This is a genomic window from Shewanella sp. SP2S2-4 (assembly GCF_031932025.1).
GTDB lineage: Bacteria > Pseudomonadota > Gammaproteobacteria > Enterobacterales > Shewanellaceae > Shewanella > Shewanella baltica.
This window is the reverse complement of the sequence record NZ_JAUOER010000004.1, coordinates 45,310-62,409: the sequence shown is the minus strand read 5'-3', so window position 1 is coordinate 62,409 and position 17,100 is coordinate 45,310. Positions and strand designations below refer to the sequence as shown.

The window sequence follows — 17,100 nt, the reverse complement described above, 5'->3', positions numbered from 1 at the left end:
GGCATTAAAAAAGGAGGCTGATTAGCCTCCTTTTTGTGGGTTTAAATCTTACTGAGTGGATTACGCAGCACGTTCCTGTGAAGAGGTAGAAACCACTTCTGGACGCAGTTCAGCTGGGTCAAAGTCATCAACGTTGATTGACTTCATACGACCGATTTCCGCTCTTTCTAGCAAGTTAACTTCATCGTCGCTCAGCACGCCCAGTGCTTTACCTTCAGCGGCTACTTTATCTAACCACATGAAGGGTAGACGTTTACCGCTCGCCTTACAGACTTTGTCATGCAGAGGCTCAGATGCAATGATGTCCAGTAGCGTTTGCTCTTGGATACCCACAGCATTATGCTCAGAGTTGGTCCAGAACTGGCCTTTACCTAGACGGTCACGGCTTTCACACGGTGTTTGCATGATCTTAGCGACTTTATGATCTAACACATCGCTTGGGCGTTTCAGTGGACGACCGAATGGGAACATCACCACGCGTAATGCGCCGCCAAGACCCATAGGGAAGTTATCCAGCAAATCGTCTAACGAGGCTTGTAACTTGTACAGCGCATCTTCAACCGCCCATTGCACTAATGGCAAGTCGTCGGTTTGACGCCCTTCATCTTCATAGCGCTTCAGCGTGGCAGATGCCAGATACAGTTGGCTCAGTAGGTCACCTAAACGGGCAGAGATACGCTCTTTACGTTTAAGGTTGCCGCCCAAGGTTGCCATGGCTAAGTCAGAAAGCAGGGCAAGGTTGGCACTGAAACGGTTCATCTGTTGATAATAACGCTTGGTTTTATCTGAATAAGGCGCGTTAGAGAAACGGCTTGATGTCAGACCTAGCCAGAAGCTACGGATGAAGTTACTGGTCGCGAAACCAATGTGACCAAAGATGGCCGCATCGAAGTTAGCTAAACCTTGACCCGATTCGGTATCAAACGCTGATTCCATTTCTGCAAGCACGTACGGATGGCAGCGAATTGCGCCTTGGCCATAGATGATCATAGAACGGGTCAGAATGTTTGCACCTTCAACGGTAATCGCGATAGGCGCAGCTTGGTAGCCACGGCCTAAATAGTTATTGGGGCCAAGACACACGCCTTTACCGCCGTGAATATCCATGGCATCGATAACGCATTTCTGCATTCTGTCTGTCAGGTGGTATTTCACAATCGCAGAGATAACCGACGGTTTTTCACCTAGGTCGATACCTGTGGTGGTCAACGTTGTCACAGCATCCATCAGATAGGCGTTACCGCCGATGCGTGCCATTGGCTCTTCAATACCTTCAAGCTTACCGATAGGCAATTTGAACTGACGACGAATGCGAGCATAAGCACCCGTTGCCAGTGCCGCAGTTTTCACGCCACCTGCTGAGTTTGATGGCAGCGTGATACCACGACCCACAGATAAACATTCCACCAGCATGCGCCAGCCTTGACCTGCCATTTTCGGGCCGCCAATGATGAAGCTTAATGGCACGAATACTTCGTTGCCGCGAGTCGGACCGTTTTGGAACATGCAGTTGAGCGGGAAGTGACGACGACCCGTTTCTACTCCTTCCACATCGGTAGGGATCAAAGCACAAGTAATGCCGAGTTCTTCTTTATCGCCAAGGAGATGCTCTGGATCGCGCAGTTTAAAGGCTAAGCCTAATACTGTCGCGACAGGGGCTAAAGTGATGTAACGCTTGTTCCAGGTCAGCTTCATCCCCAGAACTTCTTCACCTTCCCATTGGCCTTTACACACGATACCAAAGTCAGGAATAGAGCCTGCATCGCTGCCGGCTTCTGGGCTGGTTAGTGCAAAACAGGGGACTTCTAAGCCTTTGGCTAAACGCGGTAAATAATGGTTTTGTTGTTCTGGCGTGCCGTAATGTTGCAGCAGCTCTCCAGGGCCTAAAGAGTTAGGCACACCAACAGTTGATGCCAACTCACTGCTCAAACCTGCGAGTTTTTGTAACACGCGCGATTGAGCATAAGCCGAATATTCTAAACCGCCGTATTTTTTCTTAATGATCATGGCGAAGAAGCCGTGATCTTTCAGGTATTGCCATACTTCAGCGGGTAAATCAGCCAGTTGATGTGATACTTGGTGTTGATTCACCATGCGGCACACTTCTTCAACAGGGCCATCGAGGAAGGCCTGTTCGTCAGCACTTAAACGCGCAACTGGGTAGTTATGCAGTTTTTTCCAGTTCGGGTTACCCGCAAACAGATCGGCTTCCCACCAAGTGGTGCCGGCTTCAATCGCTTCTTTCTCAGTTGAAGACATTTCCGGCATGATGCCGCGATAAACCTTCATCAGTGGGCGACTGATCACATTTTGTCTAAATGCACTGATATTTAACGGCAAGGCTACCACAAGGAAAACGATCCAAGAGATAGGGCCGACAACATCGAGTGTCCATCCTGCTGTCATCACAACAGCGGCTGCAATAGTGGCAGTGAGCAAAGATACCCGAAGGTAAGCTAGGGCTCCTAGCACTAAGATCATGGCGATGATCCAAAGTAGGGTAGTCACTGTAATTCTCCTTAAATATGACCGAGTGCCAACCACAGGTCATAGAGTGTTTTGTTGATTGCGATCACAATTATAGTTTGTGGTCAGACCTGTGTCGCATAAAAGTTAAACCTAAGACAATTTTAATACAAGTATTTTTCAAACAATTGTTTAAATTATTTGTCAGCTTTGATCATTCCACAAATGTCATCAACTAGTTACAATGCTAACAAGTGGATTTTTGATTGATGATGGGCGAGAAATATGTGCGAGTTACTGGCGATGAGCGCCAATGTGCCAACCGATATTGTGTTTAGTTTTACGGGATTAGCACAACGTGGAGGCGTAACGGGTCCCCACGTGGACGGCTGGGGTATTACGTTTTACGAGGGCAAAGGCAGTCGTACTTTTAAAGATGCTTGCCCGAGTAGCGAATCGCATATTGCAAAATTGATCAAATCCTACCCGATTAAAAGTGAAGTAGTGATAAGCCATATTCGCCAAGCGAATCGCGGCTGCGTATCTTTAGAGAACACCCATCCTTTTACCCGCGAATTATGGGGACGTTATTGGACCTATGCCCACAATGGCCAATTGACGGACTATCTGCCTAAGTTCAACGTCTCGCGCTATCAACCCGTTGGCGATACTGACAGCGAACTCGCGTTCTGCTGGATTTTGGAACAAGTTGCCCAGAAGTTTGGCGGTACTCAGCCCGAAGATATGCTGGCTGTGTTCCATTATGTCGCAACGTTGGCCGAGCAAATCCGTGCCTTAGGTGTGTTCAACATGATATTGAGCGATGGCGAGCATTTGATGAGCTATTGCAGTAACAATTTATGTTACATCACTCGCCGCGCGCCGTTTGGCAAAGCGAAACTTATCGACACCGATGTGGTGATTGATTTTGATAAGGAAACCACGGCCCACGATGTCGTGACTGTGATTGCGACTCGTCCATTAACTGAGAACGAACAGTGGCATGTCATGCAGCCCGGCAACTGGAAGTTGTTTAGATTAGGCGAGCTGTTAATCGATCTTTGATGTTATCCAACAGTGCTAACACCTGTGCTAAAAAAAGGGGGCGAGCAGATTTGCGGCTGATTTTGCTTTGTTCAGGTCACTTTTTAAAAAGATTGAGTCAGTATCCAACACATCTTCTAGCAATGAATGGTTAGTGATAGACCATTAGCAACGAACATGCGGTAATGAACTGTTCGCTATGAACTAGTAGCTATGAACTATTAGCTATGAGCATTAACCGAACATTAGAGGCTGGCCCTAGATTCCGTTAATATTAGTTCGGTTAAATATTAGCTCGGTTAGATATTCATTCGGTTCGGTATAACTTCGGTTTGGTTTTATCGGTGTGAGTTCAGCTAAGGCTTTGTATCATTGAGTTAAGTTGATTTTCTTCACTCAACTCAACTCAACTCAATGCTTTGCCAGTTAACCTTCCGTCGTGCCGAGCAGTTTTGGTACTTGCGGTTGCTCAGCAATATCTGCCGGGGTGCTTTCTTGGCTCACAACTTCATCGAAGTGATACTTCAGCAACTTGATATCGAGCTGCTTACTGCCTTTTTCAAAATGTGTTAACCGTACGGGCAGGTAGGCTAAGTCTGGTGCCATCCAGAAGAAGGTTTGACGTTTTTTATTGTCACGCACCACTTCAATTTTGACTGTGTCGTAACTGCCACTGTCGATGTTCATCCGTTCTCTGCCAATCACATGGAACTTGTATTCATCCAGTTCGTTATCTTTGACCATCTTGTAGTCAAGTGCTTCTTTGCCCGCGGCCATATCGAGCCTGAATTGCAATTGCACCATTAATGGATCGAAAATCTCGCCTTCATAGGGGAATTTACCTTTCTCGTCTTTATAACGGGTATGAATAAAGCCCTGCGCTTTGGCGAACGCGGTTTGCTCTGTGTAATTCGGGCCGACACCTTGGCGCTGCTGTAAGTAACGCAAAGGGCTGAGTTGACTATTTTCTTGAGTAAATTCACTCAAGATGTGGCGCACATCGGTTAGCAATAACAGGCTAAGATCGCTGTCAAAACGATACTTATACACCCCATCTTCTGGATTGGGCAGCGTGTATTTGGCTTTACCGAGTTCGATATCCCCATAGTTGACTTGGTATTCGGCTGTCTGCGGCGTGAGCGGCGTCGGCGCGGCTATGGCAAACATACTTTGGGTGAGGGCAGTTAAGCTCACTAATAATGTGGGAATGGTACGCAAAGAATGCTCCTTGGGTCGCAGGTTTTCACCTTGTATCACTACAAAACGCTCAGTAGTGGTTGATAAAAAAGTGTCGAGTAGCATGCTTACTTACACAGTTCAGGTTAAATCAGTTCAGCGTAAATCAAAAATCGGAATCGACTGTTAGCAGGTTATAGCCGAGGCCGACACTTCTGTAAATAGCGATGTAAACAGTTTATGGATCAGTATATTAAACTAAAATGGCATTGCCATGACTAAAGTGACCAGATCGGGACGCCACTGGTACTCAGACAAACTAACTTTGCCGCAGTTCACTGTTATCCCTTCGATTCTTAATAATTCCATCTGTTCCTGAAAGGAGACTGAATTTTTCTCGAAGGAGATTTTACCCTGACTATTGAGTACTCTGTGCCAAGGCAGAGACAAATGCTCGGGTGCCGATTTGAGTGCCTTGGACACATAACGTGCTCGCCCCGGTAATCCCGCATAATCGGCAATTTTGCCATAACTGCTGATTTTCCCCTGCGGGATCATAGCGACGATATGCCAGATTTTTGCCATGGGAGACAAGTCCACCGCTTGGGGCTGGTGACTCGCTAAATCCTGTTCATCTTGGCTATCTTTTTCAAGATAGCGATACAGCGGCGATTTGTCTTTCGGAAACGATGCCATCGAATAGTTGGCCCTCAGCTAGATGCGTGTTCATGCTCAGAGAATCAGTCTTAAAAGGTCACACAGTAAAAGTCGCCCGCGACGAGGTTGGGTTAGTGTAACGGCAAAGTCTGGTTTAGCGGAAGAAGTGAGGGCATTAAGCACTCAATGGATGATGCATTACTCGGTATTTTTTATCGACTATCTCGATTGCTAACAAAATATTTAAACTGTTTTTAGCTTTAATATTGTGTAAATGGTCAAATAGTCCATAATAGCGCCAATTTTTTTGACTCGATGAGAGAAGATAACTGGCATGGCTGTACTCGATATTTTAACCATTCCCGACGAGCGCCTTAAACGTAAAGCGCAACCTGTAAAAGATATTGAAGCTGTTCAGGGATTTATCGATGATTTAATCGAAACCATGTATCACACGGACGATGGTATCGGTTTAGCGGCAACGCAAGTCGGCAGTACGGATGCGATTATCGTGATCGATTTATCTGACGGTCGCGACCAACCTCAAGTGCTGATCAACCCTGAAATCGTCGAAAAGTCTGGCGAGTTTGTGGGTGAAGAAGGCTGTCTGTCGATCCCAGGTTATCGCGCTAAAGTGTCACGTTTTGAAAAAGTTAAAGTGACCGCCTTAGACAGAACTGGCAAAGCTATCGAAATCGAAACCGATGAGTTTTTAGCCATAGTGTTGCAGCACGAAATCGACCATTTGCATGGCAAAGTATTTATCGAACATTTATCCATGTTAAAACAACAGATTGCGCTTAAAAAAGTGCGTAAATACGCTTAAGCCTATTGCATGAAAGCGTGCAAAAAAGTGTATGAGCGCTTTTGAGCGCGTGTTGCACCTCATGACTAGCCGCATTTTATGATGCGGCTTTTTTGTATCTAAAATTGGTATGTAAAACCTGAGTTTGAATGTCTTTGACTTGATATGTGAACATAGCGACTTGTTTTAACAGTAATGAGTGGATAAGGTAGCCAGCAACATCCGCTAGCAATAAATTCAGTAGCATCATTAGCGGCAGTGTATGGATACGGTAGGGAAACAGATGAAACTTAAGATCATAACCAGCGGCATAATCTCACTTGCAATGCTTTCACTCAGTGGCTGCAGCGCTTTTTTTAACGGTAATACCACAGATAAAAAGGTGGTATCGAGTAGCTTAGTCGAATACTTATACCCAGATGAGAAGAGCCGCCAAGCCCAGCAGCCATCCTTACCTGTACTGCGTTTGCCAATTACCGTCGGCATTGCTTTTTTACCTTCATCCCATTGGCAAGCTGATGCCATAGACAGTCGCGCCCAAGTCGCTTTGCTCAACAAGGTGAAACAATCCTTTATTAAATACGATTATATCGATCGTATTGAAATCATTCCGAGCACCTATCTTAAAAATGGCAAAGGTTTTAATACCTTGCAGCAAGTTGCCCGCCTGCATGACGTCGATGTGATGGCACTGGTATCTTACGATCAACTGATGCAAAGCCACGAGAACAAATCCGCCATCCTTTATTGGACTATCGTGGGCATGTATTTAATCCCTGGCAATGAGAATGCAATCCAAACCTTTGTTGATACCGCAGTGTTCGATATGCGCAGCCAAAAGATGTTATTTAGGGCGCCGGGCATAAATCAGTTAACTGAAAGTTCAACCGCTGTTGGCGTGACGACAACCCTAAGAGAGAAATCCTATGAGGGCTTTGATCTCGCGGTGAACGATATGATAGTCAATTTAGACGATGAGCTCGCCGGCTTTAAAACACGGGTTAAAGAAGAGCAGGTTGCCACCATAGAACATAAACAAGGTTACAGCGGCGGTGGCAGCTTATCGCTATTGATACTTTCACTCCTGGGGATTTTTGCGCTGCGCCGTTTAACGATTTGCCGTGAATAAAAAAATTAAGCGCCAATTAAGATCGTTAAGGATGAGCAAATTGAGGTTTGCTTTGAATCAAGACGTGAGCAAAAAGTATATAAAGTTGAGCACAGGCTCTGGTTATCAACTTACTTGTAGTTAACGTTTTGATTTTATTTTAAAGTGGTTTGCAGAGGCTGCGGTGTTGCGTTGAACACCACTTACGCGGGCGCGATAGGTTACGCGTTTAACAAGGAGAAAAATTAAATGGATTTAAATTCACTATTACTGTTTTCAGTTGCTTGCCTTGCTATCAATCTTATCCCTGGACCCGATGTTATCTACATTGTATCTAACACAATGAAAGGGAAAATGATCAGTGGGCTTAAAGCTGCGATGGGTTTAGGTGTGGGTTATTTTGTTCACACGCTTGCTGCTAGCTTGGGATTATCTGCCATCATTCTCAGCTCAGCGTTGGCTTTTAGTATTGTGAAGTGGTTGGGCGCCGCGTATCTAGTGTATTTAGGCATTCAAGCGTTAATATCAATGTGGCGTGGCAACAATAAAATTGTGGTTGATGATAATAGCAAACCAAACGGCAACGTATTTTTCCAAGGCATTGTCGTTAGTGTACTTAATCCTAAAGTCGCTTTATTTTTCCTCTCTTTTTTGCCGCAGTTTATTGACCCGTTAGCGGGTTCAACGTCAATTCAGCTGTTAACCCTTGGTCTTATTTTCAGTTTGTTAGCGACCCTGTGTAACGTCCTTTATGCGTCGGCAGGAAGCTGGGTATTTAGTCGGCCCAATTCCCAGCGTTATTCCAGAGCCTTAGAGGGAATATCAGGGGTGTTGCTTATTGGCTTGGCCAGTAAAGTCATGACCAGTGATAGATAGTGGAATCAGGTTAGGCCGCTAAGAGCTGGGACAGGGCTCAAATAAGCGGATCTGAGTTGATGAAAGACCCCGAAAGCAAGTTCCAGTGATGATAGCAGTTTTTCATAAGCCACCCATCGTAATTTAGCGATGACTCCTTTGTGAGTCACCAATTTCGCAACTAGGCTTAGTATCTTTAATCCAGCACAAGGAGTGTGATGATGCCACAGCCAAGGAGAACTCAAATCAGTTTGGAAGATACGCCTTTTTATCACTGTTGTAGTCGAGTCGTTAGGCGTGCCTATTTGTGTGGTGAAGACCATTTCTCTGGTAAAAACTACGACCATAGACGTGAGTGGGTAGAGCAACAATTACTTAAACTGGCTCAGGTTTTTGCTATTGATGTCGCTGCTTATGCGGTAATGAGCAATCATCTGCACTTGGTACTCTGCGTGGACATTTACCAAGCTAATCAATGGAGTGATAGGGAAGTGCTTGAGCATTGGCATCAGGTATTTAAAGGGACTGAATTAACACAACAGTTTGTCCAAGGACAAGTTGTTGAAGCCCATGACGTGGCTAACATTAAGCACCATATCGCCCTCTATCGCAGTCGCTTAAGTGATATATCTTGGTTTATGCGCGCCTTAAATGAACCCATCGCTCGCAAGGCAAATCAAGAGGATAACTGCACAGGACGTTTCTGGGAGGGGCGTTTTAAATCCCAAGCCCTACTCGATGAGGCGGCAGTACTTGCATGTATGACCTATGTCGACCTCAACCCTATTCGTGCTCAACTAGCCACATCACCAGAAACTTCGAACTTCACCAGTATTCAACTGCGTATCCGTGCGGTATTGGCAGGCAAACAACCCGAAACCTTACTGCCTTTTATCGCTAATGAGCGAGACAATATGCCTAAAGGGCTGTCCTTTGATGTACAAGATTATCTGCAACTGGTCGATGATACCGGCAGAATTATTCGCGATGATAAATGCGGAAGTATCAGTTCGAGCAGTGCTAGCTTACTGAGTCGCCTTAATATTCCGCCTGAGCATTGGCTTAAGCTCACTCACCATTTCGGGCAGCTATTTAAAGGTCCCGTGGGTACTGTGCAAGAACTTACTTGTTACTGCGAACACCTTGAAAAGCGACGAAGGCACTATCGACATAGCTGCCAGCATTTAATGGCAAGCTGAGCCATTTAGAGATAGTCCACATTCAGAGATAGTTCAGCGCCAAACTTCACTCATCCATAGCAGTGGAGAGCCTGACTCGAACTAAATCGCCCCAATTCCTGCTGACTATTGGAAAATCAACAAATAACCAGCGATACCCCCCGAAAACCTGACTTTTCAATCTAAGCCACAAACCGTTTGGTAAATGTAGCTTCGATATTGTTGGTTATTTTTATATCATGGGTGGCTTGTAAAAAAGCTATAAAAGATAAACGCTATATCGGCAACGCAGTGCATCACTCAGACAGAGGCTTACAATACTGCTCAGCAGTTTATCAGAATGCGCTTCAGGCGAGCCAAATCCAGCCGTCAATGACGGATGGTTATGATTGCTACCAAAATGCATTAGCAGAAAGAGTGAATGGCATACTGAAGCAGGAGTTTTTACTGCACCGATGTAGGACATTTGCGGAGCTGAAGATACTTGTTAGAGAATCGATAGCAATATACAACGATATGAGACCGCATCTGAGTTTGAATATGGCAACCCCTAATCAGGTGCACAATAGAAAAGGCCAGCTACTGGAGCTGGCCTAAAAACTGTCAACCTATCTTAGGACGAGACAAACCTATCTTAGGACGGGACAAACAAGGACTAAAAATCATATCCTCATAAAATAGGGGAGTGCGATGAGGGCGATGCCTATGGCGATAAGTAATGCGAGATTGGTGACAAAATAAGGGTAAATCATTAGGGTGAGGCCCACGACTAAAGGGATGGGGGCCGCTTGGCGTTTGCCGTAGGTGAAAAAGCCAAGACCAATGAGGCTAAAGACCAAACTCCATAGTAATAATACGGGATTATCAAACACCTTGAGTTCCTCAGTGGCTAACCTAGCTAGACTTTGACCTTATCCTAGCGTCAAATTGGTTAAACGGCAGTGTCGCTTGGTTCAGTCTAATCCTAAATCATTCCCGTGGTAATTAAGCTTTGTTCATCTCATTCTCTGCTCTGAGGCTCAGCTTGATTCGCGCTATAGCTCATATAATTCTAAGGGGAGGCCGTCGGGATCGCTAAAGAAGGTGAATTTTCTGCCTGTGTATTCGTCAATGCGGACGGGTTCGACGATGATGTGATGGGAATGAAGATGTTCGATGGCGGTTTCAATCGATGCGACGCGAAAGGCAAGATGCCTCAGTCCACAGGCTTCGGGATAGCTGGGGCGTTTGGGGGGAGTGTCGAATGAAAACAACTCGATTTGACTCTTATCCCCGAGCTGTAAATCGAGTTTATAGGAGCGACGTGCCTCACGGTAATGCTCTGCGAGTACGCTAAGACCAAGAATAGTCACATAAAAATGTTTGGACTTTTGATAGTCGCTGCAAATAATCGCTGCATGGTGAATGCCGAGTAACATCGCTTTCCTTTGTGATTTTTAAAGGGTAATCAAATAAGATAGAAAGGTTTGAGAGTATAACGGTTAAAAAATATAGCGTCACAGTTTAGCGTGACGCTATCGGTCGATTTCAATTTTTAGCTCACCTTGGCTTGTTGCTCGTTTAATTTTCCAGCTCGAATATGGCTGAAGACAACGGTGCAAGTTGCATCTGAACTAGACCTTCAGCTTCCTTAATGACTAACTTCGCCGCATGATCTTCGAGTAAATCCATAAGCGGAAATACGCCGTCCTTTAATTGCCACTGACGGATAAGCTCTTTGGGTAGCTTGAGCTGTAAGGCTTTTGATTTGGTCTGACTGAAGTTACTGACAATAATCAGCTTTTGAGTCTGCTTTGAGGTCCCAGATATCACCTCGAAGCGGGTAAAAGCGAAGGTGCTGTCGTCATAGCCAGTTTCGTGCACGGCACTCTTTTGAGTATTCATATTTTGAGTGCTGTTACTATCAGTCGCATCACCCTTGCTGCGATTTGAGGCATCGAGTGAATAGTATTGTCCTAAGAGTGCGGGCGTGGTTCTGCCTGTGCTTAACGTTAATAGCTTTTGATAGTAAGCTCGCAGTGATGTTTCTTGCTGTGTCGATTGTCCACCATCAAACTTACCATTGTTCATCCAGCGCTGATGGGCAGGGACGCCAACATAGTCAAAAATACTGGTGCGTGATGCATGACCAAAGCCTGGATTGTCGATGGCGGCTTCTCCCACTTCTTGGCCAAAATACACTAACGTTGGTGAAGTGCCTATCGTTGCCGACACGACCATGGCTGGCAGGGCGTAGTTTGGATTTACGGCTTGGGTCTCTAGGGAGCTATTCGTTGGTTTATTCGTTTGTAGCGATGCTAAAAATGCTGCATTACCAATACGTTGTTCGTCGTGGTTCTCTAAAAAGTGCAGCATGTGGGATTCAATATCCTGCACTTTTGCCTGATCCGCCGCGATATTAGCTGTGCTGGTTTTACCCGCCATCACGGCTTTTAGGGTGTCGTAAAGATCGACCTTATCGTACAGATAATCCATTTTTCCAAGCTGGATATAATCTCGGTACAACTTAGGGTTATAGACCTCGGCCAAGATAAAGGCATCGGGATTAGTGTGTTTTATCTGGCTGTTGAGGTAACTCCAAAACTCCACTGGCACCATTTCGGCCATATCGTATCGAAACCCATCGACTCCTTTTGCAAGCCAATATTGGGCAATCTGATTGAATTTAATCCAAGAGCTTGGGATCTTGGCTAAGTGTTGTTGCCAGAAAGCGTAATGCTGCGCTTCAGTAAAAGTGGCGAATTTGGCTGGCAGGCGAGGAAAGTCATAGGTGCCATCGGGGCGTACGCCGTAATTAATCTTAACTGTCTCGTACCAATCATTAGCATCGGGCTTGGCTAAGCGTGAGCCATTTCCAGTCCACTTTGCGGGAAATTCGTCGAATTTACCGTCACTTAAGGGGTGAGTTTCTCCGCCCAGCGGTTTAAGCTCTGCGGGTAAGCTTGGCACCTCAAAGGCATGCGCTTGCCCTTTCGTTCCCTTCACACTGTTATCAACGACGTAATAGAAGTTGTTGTTTTTGGCGTACTCTAGACGGGTATCATCATCTTCGCCAAAATCGCGCACGCCTTGGGGTTTACTGACGGATTGATAATGGCGCGCCACATGATTTGGCACGATATCGATAATCACCTTTAAGCCGTGTTGATGGGTACGGGCAATGAGCGCCTCGAACTCGGCTAAACGGTTAGCTGGATTGACCGCCAGATCTGGGTTGACGTTGTAGTAATCTTTGACTGCGTAGGGTGATCCTGCGCGGCCTTTTACCACATCGGGATCATCTGCGTTTACGCCAATCTCACTGTAATCACCAATCAATGCATGGTGCGGAACGCCTGTGTACCACACATGGGTGACGCCTAGGTCCTTGATGCTATTGAGCGCAACATCGTCGATATCATTAAATTTGCCGACACCGTTGTCGGCAATCGTGCCCCAAGGTTTATTCGTTGGGTTTTTATTGCCATAAAGGCGAGTAAAAATCTGATATACGACAGGTTTTAGCGTCATAACCTCACTCTCTGACTTTGGCGGTAACTCATTATCAAGCGCCTGCGCCGATGCATTTGCATTGGCCGATAAGCAAAAAAGCGAGGCAGTTAATAAAGCTGCACTAGATAAAGAGCCATTAAACAAAGACTGTAGACATAAACTGAGTGATGATTGCCGAGAGTGTCGGCGCTGCGGGGCTTTCGCCGCTTTGGTAAGTAAAGCCACGATGTGAAATTTAGCCGCTTGTTGGCTCTGAGTCACTCTAGAATCGATAGGCGATAAAAAGCTCAAGGCTGAGTTCCTTTTTGAGTTGAGTTTTTGGCTAGGTTGATAGCACTGTTGTTAGTATGAGCGCGCGTTAAAGCGTTAGCCTGATTCCTAGTGAGCATTGAATCTTGGCGGCTCGGCAAGCCAGCATTCTGCGGCGACTTAGTCTTAGTCTTAGACTTAGAATTAGGCTTAAGCTTAAGCTCGAGAATAGTGACACCTGCATGGGGCAAGGTTATCGCTTGATTGAGTGAAACGGTTTTGCCACTGATGATATCTGTAGCGGCGCCGCTATCGCCAAGTACACTGGCAAAGCGGTTTATATCTAGCGTGATTATCTTGTCATTTTTATTGTAAATCACCATGACTTTGTCGGCCGAGGGCTGAATGCAGGCATTGTGTTGAGTTAGAGAATTGTTTTGTATTAGTGATTTGAGCGCTTCGGCTTTTTGTTCAGCTGATAATGGCGCATTTAATACACAGCGAAATTGCACATAGACGCCATCCTGCGGCACAAAGTGAAGTAAATCGCCCGATTGTAGCGCAGGAGATTGTTTACGGTAATTCAGTAGGGTACGGACAAAGTGCTGTGCTTGTCGCTGGGGTTCACTCAGTCCTTGGCCGGTAAAGGCGTTAGTGGCACTGTTGGCAAACCCGCCGGGGAAATCACTGCGCACAAGGCCATCGTGACGGCCTTCTGTCGGGCTGGTCATTAACACTTCTGTGCCGTAGAACAGCTGTGGAATGCGTTTGGCGGTTAGCACGTAGGTGAGTGCCATTTGGTATAAGTCTATATTTTCTTTCACTAAACTGAAGATACGGTTAGTGTCGTGATTGCCTTCAAATAGCACGAGCTTACTAGGATCAGCATACACAACATCATTGGCTAACATCTCGTAAAGCTTGATAAAACCTGTGTCCCAGCTTTCTGGCTCATTGAGGCTGGCAATTAATTTTTCATATAGCGGGAAGTCCATCAAACTGGGTAAATCTGAGGTATAACCATCGGCATTGATTTTGCCCTTTTGCCAATAGGACACTGTGATGGGGTTTGCGGTCCATTCTTCGCCCACAATATTAAAATTCGGGTACTCGCTCATTACGGCCTTAGACCATTTAGCGAGAAATGCTTTGTCGGCGTAGGAATAAGTGTCTTCGCGTATTCCTGAAAGCCCGGCGTACTCGACCCACCAAATGCTGTTTTGGATAAGATAGGTTGCCAGTTTTGGATTGCTTTGATTCAGATCCGGCATAGTGTCGGTAAACCAGCCGTCGACAAAATCGATATGATCTTGCGCTGCCGCGTAGGGATCTTGCACTGTAGTGCGCCTATGACTGGTAAAACGGGGGCTGGTAACGCTGGATTTGGTATCGGCAGACTGAGTTAAGTCAGGCTTGGATTTGTGATTTTTAAGCGGCGTTTTTGTGGCGTCATTGAGCCAGTCTTGGCTAGGTAAATCGTTGAGCCACCAATGATTAGAGCCGATATGATTCACGACAACATCTTTAATCACCCCAAGGCCAAGCTTGTTTGCCTTAGCGACTAAGGCTTTATAATCCTCATTGCTGCCAAAGCGGGGATCGACGCGGTATAAATTGGTAATTGAGTAACCGTGGTATGAATATTGGGCTTGATTATTCTCAAGCAGCGGATTGATCCATAACTGAGTCACCCCGAGTTTCGCCAGATACGCTAAGTGCTGGCTGATCCCGGCGATATCACCGCCATGGCGAGCATCGGGATAATAGGGTTGGTTGGAATTGCTAGGAGAGTTCGTTGCGACTTGCTCTAACATATCGGCTTGATTGTCATTGCTCGTGTCGCCATTGGCGAATCTGTCCGGGGTGATAAGGTAAATCACATCCTTATTGCTAAACCCTTGGCGCTCACTGCTACCTTTAGCGCGCCCTTGCAACGTATAGGGCAGGCGATAAAGAGGCGTGTTGGTTTTTGAAGCGCTGGTTTTTGAAGCCAAGTCAGTGCTGGAAATTATTAGCTCAAAGGTTTGCGGCGCAGCTTGGCTCAGATCTAAATTGATAAACAGATAGTGAGGGTTATCAGTGTATTCAAGGCTTTTTAGCGTAATGCCTTGCCCTTGGATATCAACCTTAAGCTGCTGCGGTAAGCTAGGAAAATCGCGGCTATACAGCATCAACTGTAACTCAGGATTGTGCATCCCCGCCCACCAAAAAGCGGGTTCAAGTGTCAGGTCTTGAGGCTGGCTTGATGTGTCTTGAAGTGGTAAAGAGAGACTGCTTGAACTTGCCTGCGCTGTGTTGGCAGAGGTGCCTAGGCTAAGCATAATCACTAAGGAAGTGGTAAGAGTCCGCAGGTTTAATATCATATTCTTTCCTTGTTGATTCAAATTTAAACTGCAAATTCAATTTATAAATCGATGAGTTAGTACACTATTAACGTCGGTCGTAACTCTTAAGCCGTATTTATTATTTATGTGTCGATAAGTGCGCTAAATACTGATCATGGGTTGGTAGCTTAGTGACGGTATTATCAATAATGGTGCGCATGTTGAGCAGAAATTCACTCAGTGCTTGTGGTTGAATGGTTGCCGCTAATGGATTGAAATCCAGAGGCCTAATGCCTTGCCCCAACATGACTTGAATCCATGCGGCTTCGGTAAAGAGTTCATCTTGATGTCTAAACACTGTGCCTGTGGCACGAAATAGGGCGATTTTTTGCTGCAAACTCTCTGGCAGAACCATGGTTCGGCATTGATGCCAAAACCCATTTACCTGAGCATCTTCCCTTTGGTTTAAATGATAGTGCAAGATAATAAAATCGCGGATTTGTTCAAATTCAAGTTGGGACTGGCGATTAAACTCATCGACATTCGCTTGTGCAATTCCTTGATGTGGAAAGAGTTTACTTAAGCGAATAATCGCTGATTGGACTAAATGCAAGCTGGTGGATTCTAAAGGCTCTAAGAACCCACTCGAAAGGCCGATGGCAACACAGTTTTTATGCCACTGTTTGATTCGTCGTCCGGTCGTAAAATTTATTTTCTTAGGTTCAGCCAACGGCTTACCATCTAAATTACTGAGTAAAAGCTGTTTGGCGGCGTTATCACTGATATAGCGACTGCAATAGACTAACCCATTGCCTGTGCGGTGCTGCAGCGGGATCCGCCATTGCCAACCAGTATCATGGGCGATAGAACGTGTATAAGGCACTATTGCTGGCGTTTTTTCGCAGGGTACGGCATAGGCGCTGTCACAGGGTAGCCAATGTTGGTAGCTATCGAAGCCAACCTTGAGCGCTTTTTCTATCAGTAGCGCGGCAAAGCCCGAGCAATCGATAAAGAAATCAGCTTTTACGGTTTGTCCTGATCCTAAGGTTACACTTTCAATATCGCCGTTTGGCGTGAGTTCAACCGCCGTAATCTGGCCTTCGATACGCTTTACTCCCAGTTGCTCACTGAAACGTCGTAAAAATTGGGCATAAAGCGCTGCATCGAAATGATAAGCATGAGTTAAGCCGGCAAGGGGAGAGTTTGGGATCTGCTGGAGTACTTGAAACTTATTGTGTTTTGCCGCTTGGTAATTAACCGAGTAATCCCAAAACGAATTGACCTCTTTTGGGGAGGTGCTGAGCCAGTAATGATGAAATTGAGTAAAACCTATATCTTTACCTATATTGCCAAAAGCATGCATATAGGCTTCATCCGGTTTGCCCCAATTTTCGAATTGAATACCCAATTTAAACGTTGCTTGGGTGGCATTGATAAAATCGGCTTCGGAAATCCCTAGCACGTTATTAAATATTTGCAGTGGTGGAATGGTGGCTTCACCTACGCCCACTGTGCCTATATCTTCAGATTCAATCAGGGTGATATTCAGTGTTGATTTAAACAATCTTGCCAACATGGCCGCCGTCATCCAACCTGATGAACCGCCACCGACAATGACGATATCTTTGATTTTATTCATGATGTAAGCCTTTCACTTTATGATTCGTGGTGATCGATTAACGCAGATAAATGAATAGCCCAGTGGCTTGAAATGATAAAGTAAAAAGCCTCTGTAACAGGTTACAG

General features: G+C 45.6%; 13 protein-coding genes and 1 pseudogene. 6 read left to right on the top strand and 8 right to left on the bottom strand.

Annotated features, from left to right (window positions below):
• Window positions 1–60 precede the first annotated feature (60 nt).
• Window positions 61–2,508 (bottom strand): acyl-CoA dehydrogenase FadE, encoded by a 2,448-nt coding sequence (gene fadE, locus Q4Q54_RS05015; protein ID WP_259581385.1) that lies wholly within the window; start codon window positions 2,506–2,508, stop codon window positions 61–63.
• A gap of 243 nt (window positions 2,509–2,751) precedes the next feature.
• Here fadE and Q4Q54_RS05010 point away from each other — a divergent pair, with 243 nt between their 5' ends.
• Window positions 2,752–3,531 (top strand): class II glutamine amidotransferase, encoded by a 780-nt coding sequence (locus tag Q4Q54_RS05010; protein ID WP_259508602.1) that lies wholly within the window; start codon window positions 2,752–2,754, stop codon window positions 3,529–3,531.
• 405 nt (window positions 3,532–3,936) lie between these two features.
• On the opposite strand, the gene Q4Q54_RS05005 is transcribed toward Q4Q54_RS05010, so the two are convergent.
• Together Q4Q54_RS05005 and Q4Q54_RS05000 are read right to left on the bottom strand one after the other, a co-directional pair.
• Window positions 3,937–4,728: a DUF3108 domain-containing protein gene (locus Q4Q54_RS05005; RefSeq protein ID WP_259569819.1), complete on the bottom strand. Its 792-nt coding sequence runs from the start codon at window positions 4,726–4,728 to the stop codon at window positions 3,937–3,939.
• A 216-nt stretch (window positions 4,729–4,944) separates the two neighbouring features.
• Window positions 4,945–5,382: an MGMT family protein gene (locus Q4Q54_RS05000; protein ID WP_311987871.1), complete on the bottom strand. Its 438-nt coding sequence runs from the start codon at window positions 5,380–5,382 to the stop codon at window positions 4,945–4,947.
• Window positions 5,383–5,677: 295 nt separating this feature from the next.
• Between Q4Q54_RS05000 and def the strand changes: the two genes are divergently transcribed.
• The 5 genes and pseudogenes from def to Q4Q54_RS04975 all read left to right on the top strand — a co-directional run.
• Window positions 5,678–6,169: a peptide deformylase gene (gene def, locus Q4Q54_RS04995; protein ID WP_006081499.1), complete on the top strand. Its 492-nt coding sequence runs from the start codon at window positions 5,678–5,680 to the stop codon at window positions 6,167–6,169.
• A gap of 262 nt (window positions 6,170–6,431) precedes the next feature.
• Window positions 6,432–7,277: a rhombotarget lipoprotein gene (gene rhlP / locus Q4Q54_RS04990; protein WP_311987870.1), complete on the top strand. Its 846-nt coding sequence runs from the start codon at window positions 6,432–6,434 to the stop codon at window positions 7,275–7,277.
• Window positions 7,278–7,505: 228 nt separating this feature from the next.
• A complete protein-coding gene (locus tag Q4Q54_RS04985; protein WP_311987869.1) occupies window positions 7,506–8,132 on the top strand; it encodes a LysE family translocator in 627 nt (208 codons plus the stop codon).
• Window positions 8,133–8,332: 200 nt separating this feature from the next.
• Complete coding sequence (locus Q4Q54_RS04980; protein WP_311987949.1) at window positions 8,333–9,310, top strand: transposase; 978 nt, start codon at window positions 8,333–8,335, stop codon at window positions 9,308–9,310.
• A gap of 225 nt (window positions 9,311–9,535) precedes the next feature.
• Window positions 9,536–9,886: pseudogene (locus tag Q4Q54_RS04975) on the top strand (integrase core domain-containing protein); the annotation flags it as partial.
• 65 nt (window positions 9,887–9,951) lie between these two features.
• Here Q4Q54_RS04975 and Q4Q54_RS04970 read toward each other — a convergent pair.
• The 5 genes from Q4Q54_RS04970 to Q4Q54_RS04950 form a co-directional block, all read right to left on the bottom strand.
• The gene (locus Q4Q54_RS04970) at window positions 9,952–10,161 is read right to left on the bottom strand and encodes a hypothetical protein (RefSeq protein WP_220592880.1); all 210 of its coding nucleotides are present in this window, start codon (window positions 10,159–10,161) and stop codon (window positions 9,952–9,954) included.
• A gap of 162 nt (window positions 10,162–10,323) precedes the next feature.
• Entirely contained in the window at window positions 10,324–10,707 is a 384-nt protein-coding gene (locus Q4Q54_RS04965) for a VOC family protein (RefSeq protein ID WP_259522744.1), read from the bottom strand.
• Between the two features lie 142 nt (window positions 10,708–10,849).
• Window positions 10,850–13,072, bottom strand: coding sequence for an alpha-amylase family protein (locus Q4Q54_RS04960; protein WP_311987868.1), 2,223 nt, complete (start codon window positions 13,070–13,072; stop codon window positions 10,850–10,852).
• Window positions 13,069–15,393, bottom strand: a complete 2,325-nt coding sequence (locus Q4Q54_RS04955) for a glycoside hydrolase family 13 protein (RefSeq protein WP_311987867.1) — start codon at window positions 15,391–15,393, stop codon at window positions 13,069–13,071. Before Q4Q54_RS04955 ends, Q4Q54_RS04960 begins: the two co-directional genes overlap by 4 nt.
• A gap of 100 nt (window positions 15,394–15,493) precedes the next feature.
• Window positions 15,494–16,993, bottom strand: a complete 1,500-nt coding sequence (locus Q4Q54_RS04950) for a tryptophan halogenase family protein (protein WP_012197048.1) — start codon at window positions 16,991–16,993, stop codon at window positions 15,494–15,496.
• Between the last annotated feature and the right edge of the window lie 107 nt (window positions 16,994–17,100).

Bases quoted from the DNA above. Each gene is read 5' to 3' on its own strand.
- Q4Q54_RS04965 (WP_259522744.1), bottom strand. From the start codon at position 10,707: ATGTTACTCGGCATTCACCATGCAGCGATTATTTGCAGCGACTATCAA.
- Q4Q54_RS04950 (WP_012197048.1), bottom strand. From the start codon at position 16,993: ATGAATAAAATCAAAGATATCGTCATTGTCGGTGGCGGTTCATCAGGT.
- Q4Q54_RS04980 (WP_311987949.1), top strand. From the start codon at position 8,333: ATGCCACAGCCAAGGAGAACTCAAATCAGTTTGGAAGATACGCCTTTT.
- rhlP (WP_311987870.1), top strand. From the start codon at position 6,432: ATGAAACTTAAGATCATAACCAGCGGCATAATCTCACTTGCAATGCTT.
- Q4Q54_RS04955 (WP_311987867.1), bottom strand. From the start codon at position 15,393: ATGATATTAAACCTGCGGACTCTTACCACTTCCTTAGTGATTATGCTT.
- Q4Q54_RS05000 (WP_311987871.1), bottom strand. From the start codon at position 5,382: ATGGCATCGTTTCCGAAAGACAAATCGCCGCTGTATCGCTATCTTGAA.
- Q4Q54_RS05010 (WP_259508602.1), top strand. From the start codon at position 2,752: ATGTGCGAGTTACTGGCGATGAGCGCCAATGTGCCAACCGATATTGTG.
- Q4Q54_RS04985 (WP_311987869.1), top strand. From the start codon at position 7,506: ATGGATTTAAATTCACTATTACTGTTTTCAGTTGCTTGCCTTGCTATC.
- def (WP_006081499.1), top strand. From the start codon at position 5,678: ATGGCTGTACTCGATATTTTAACCATTCCCGACGAGCGCCTTAAACGT.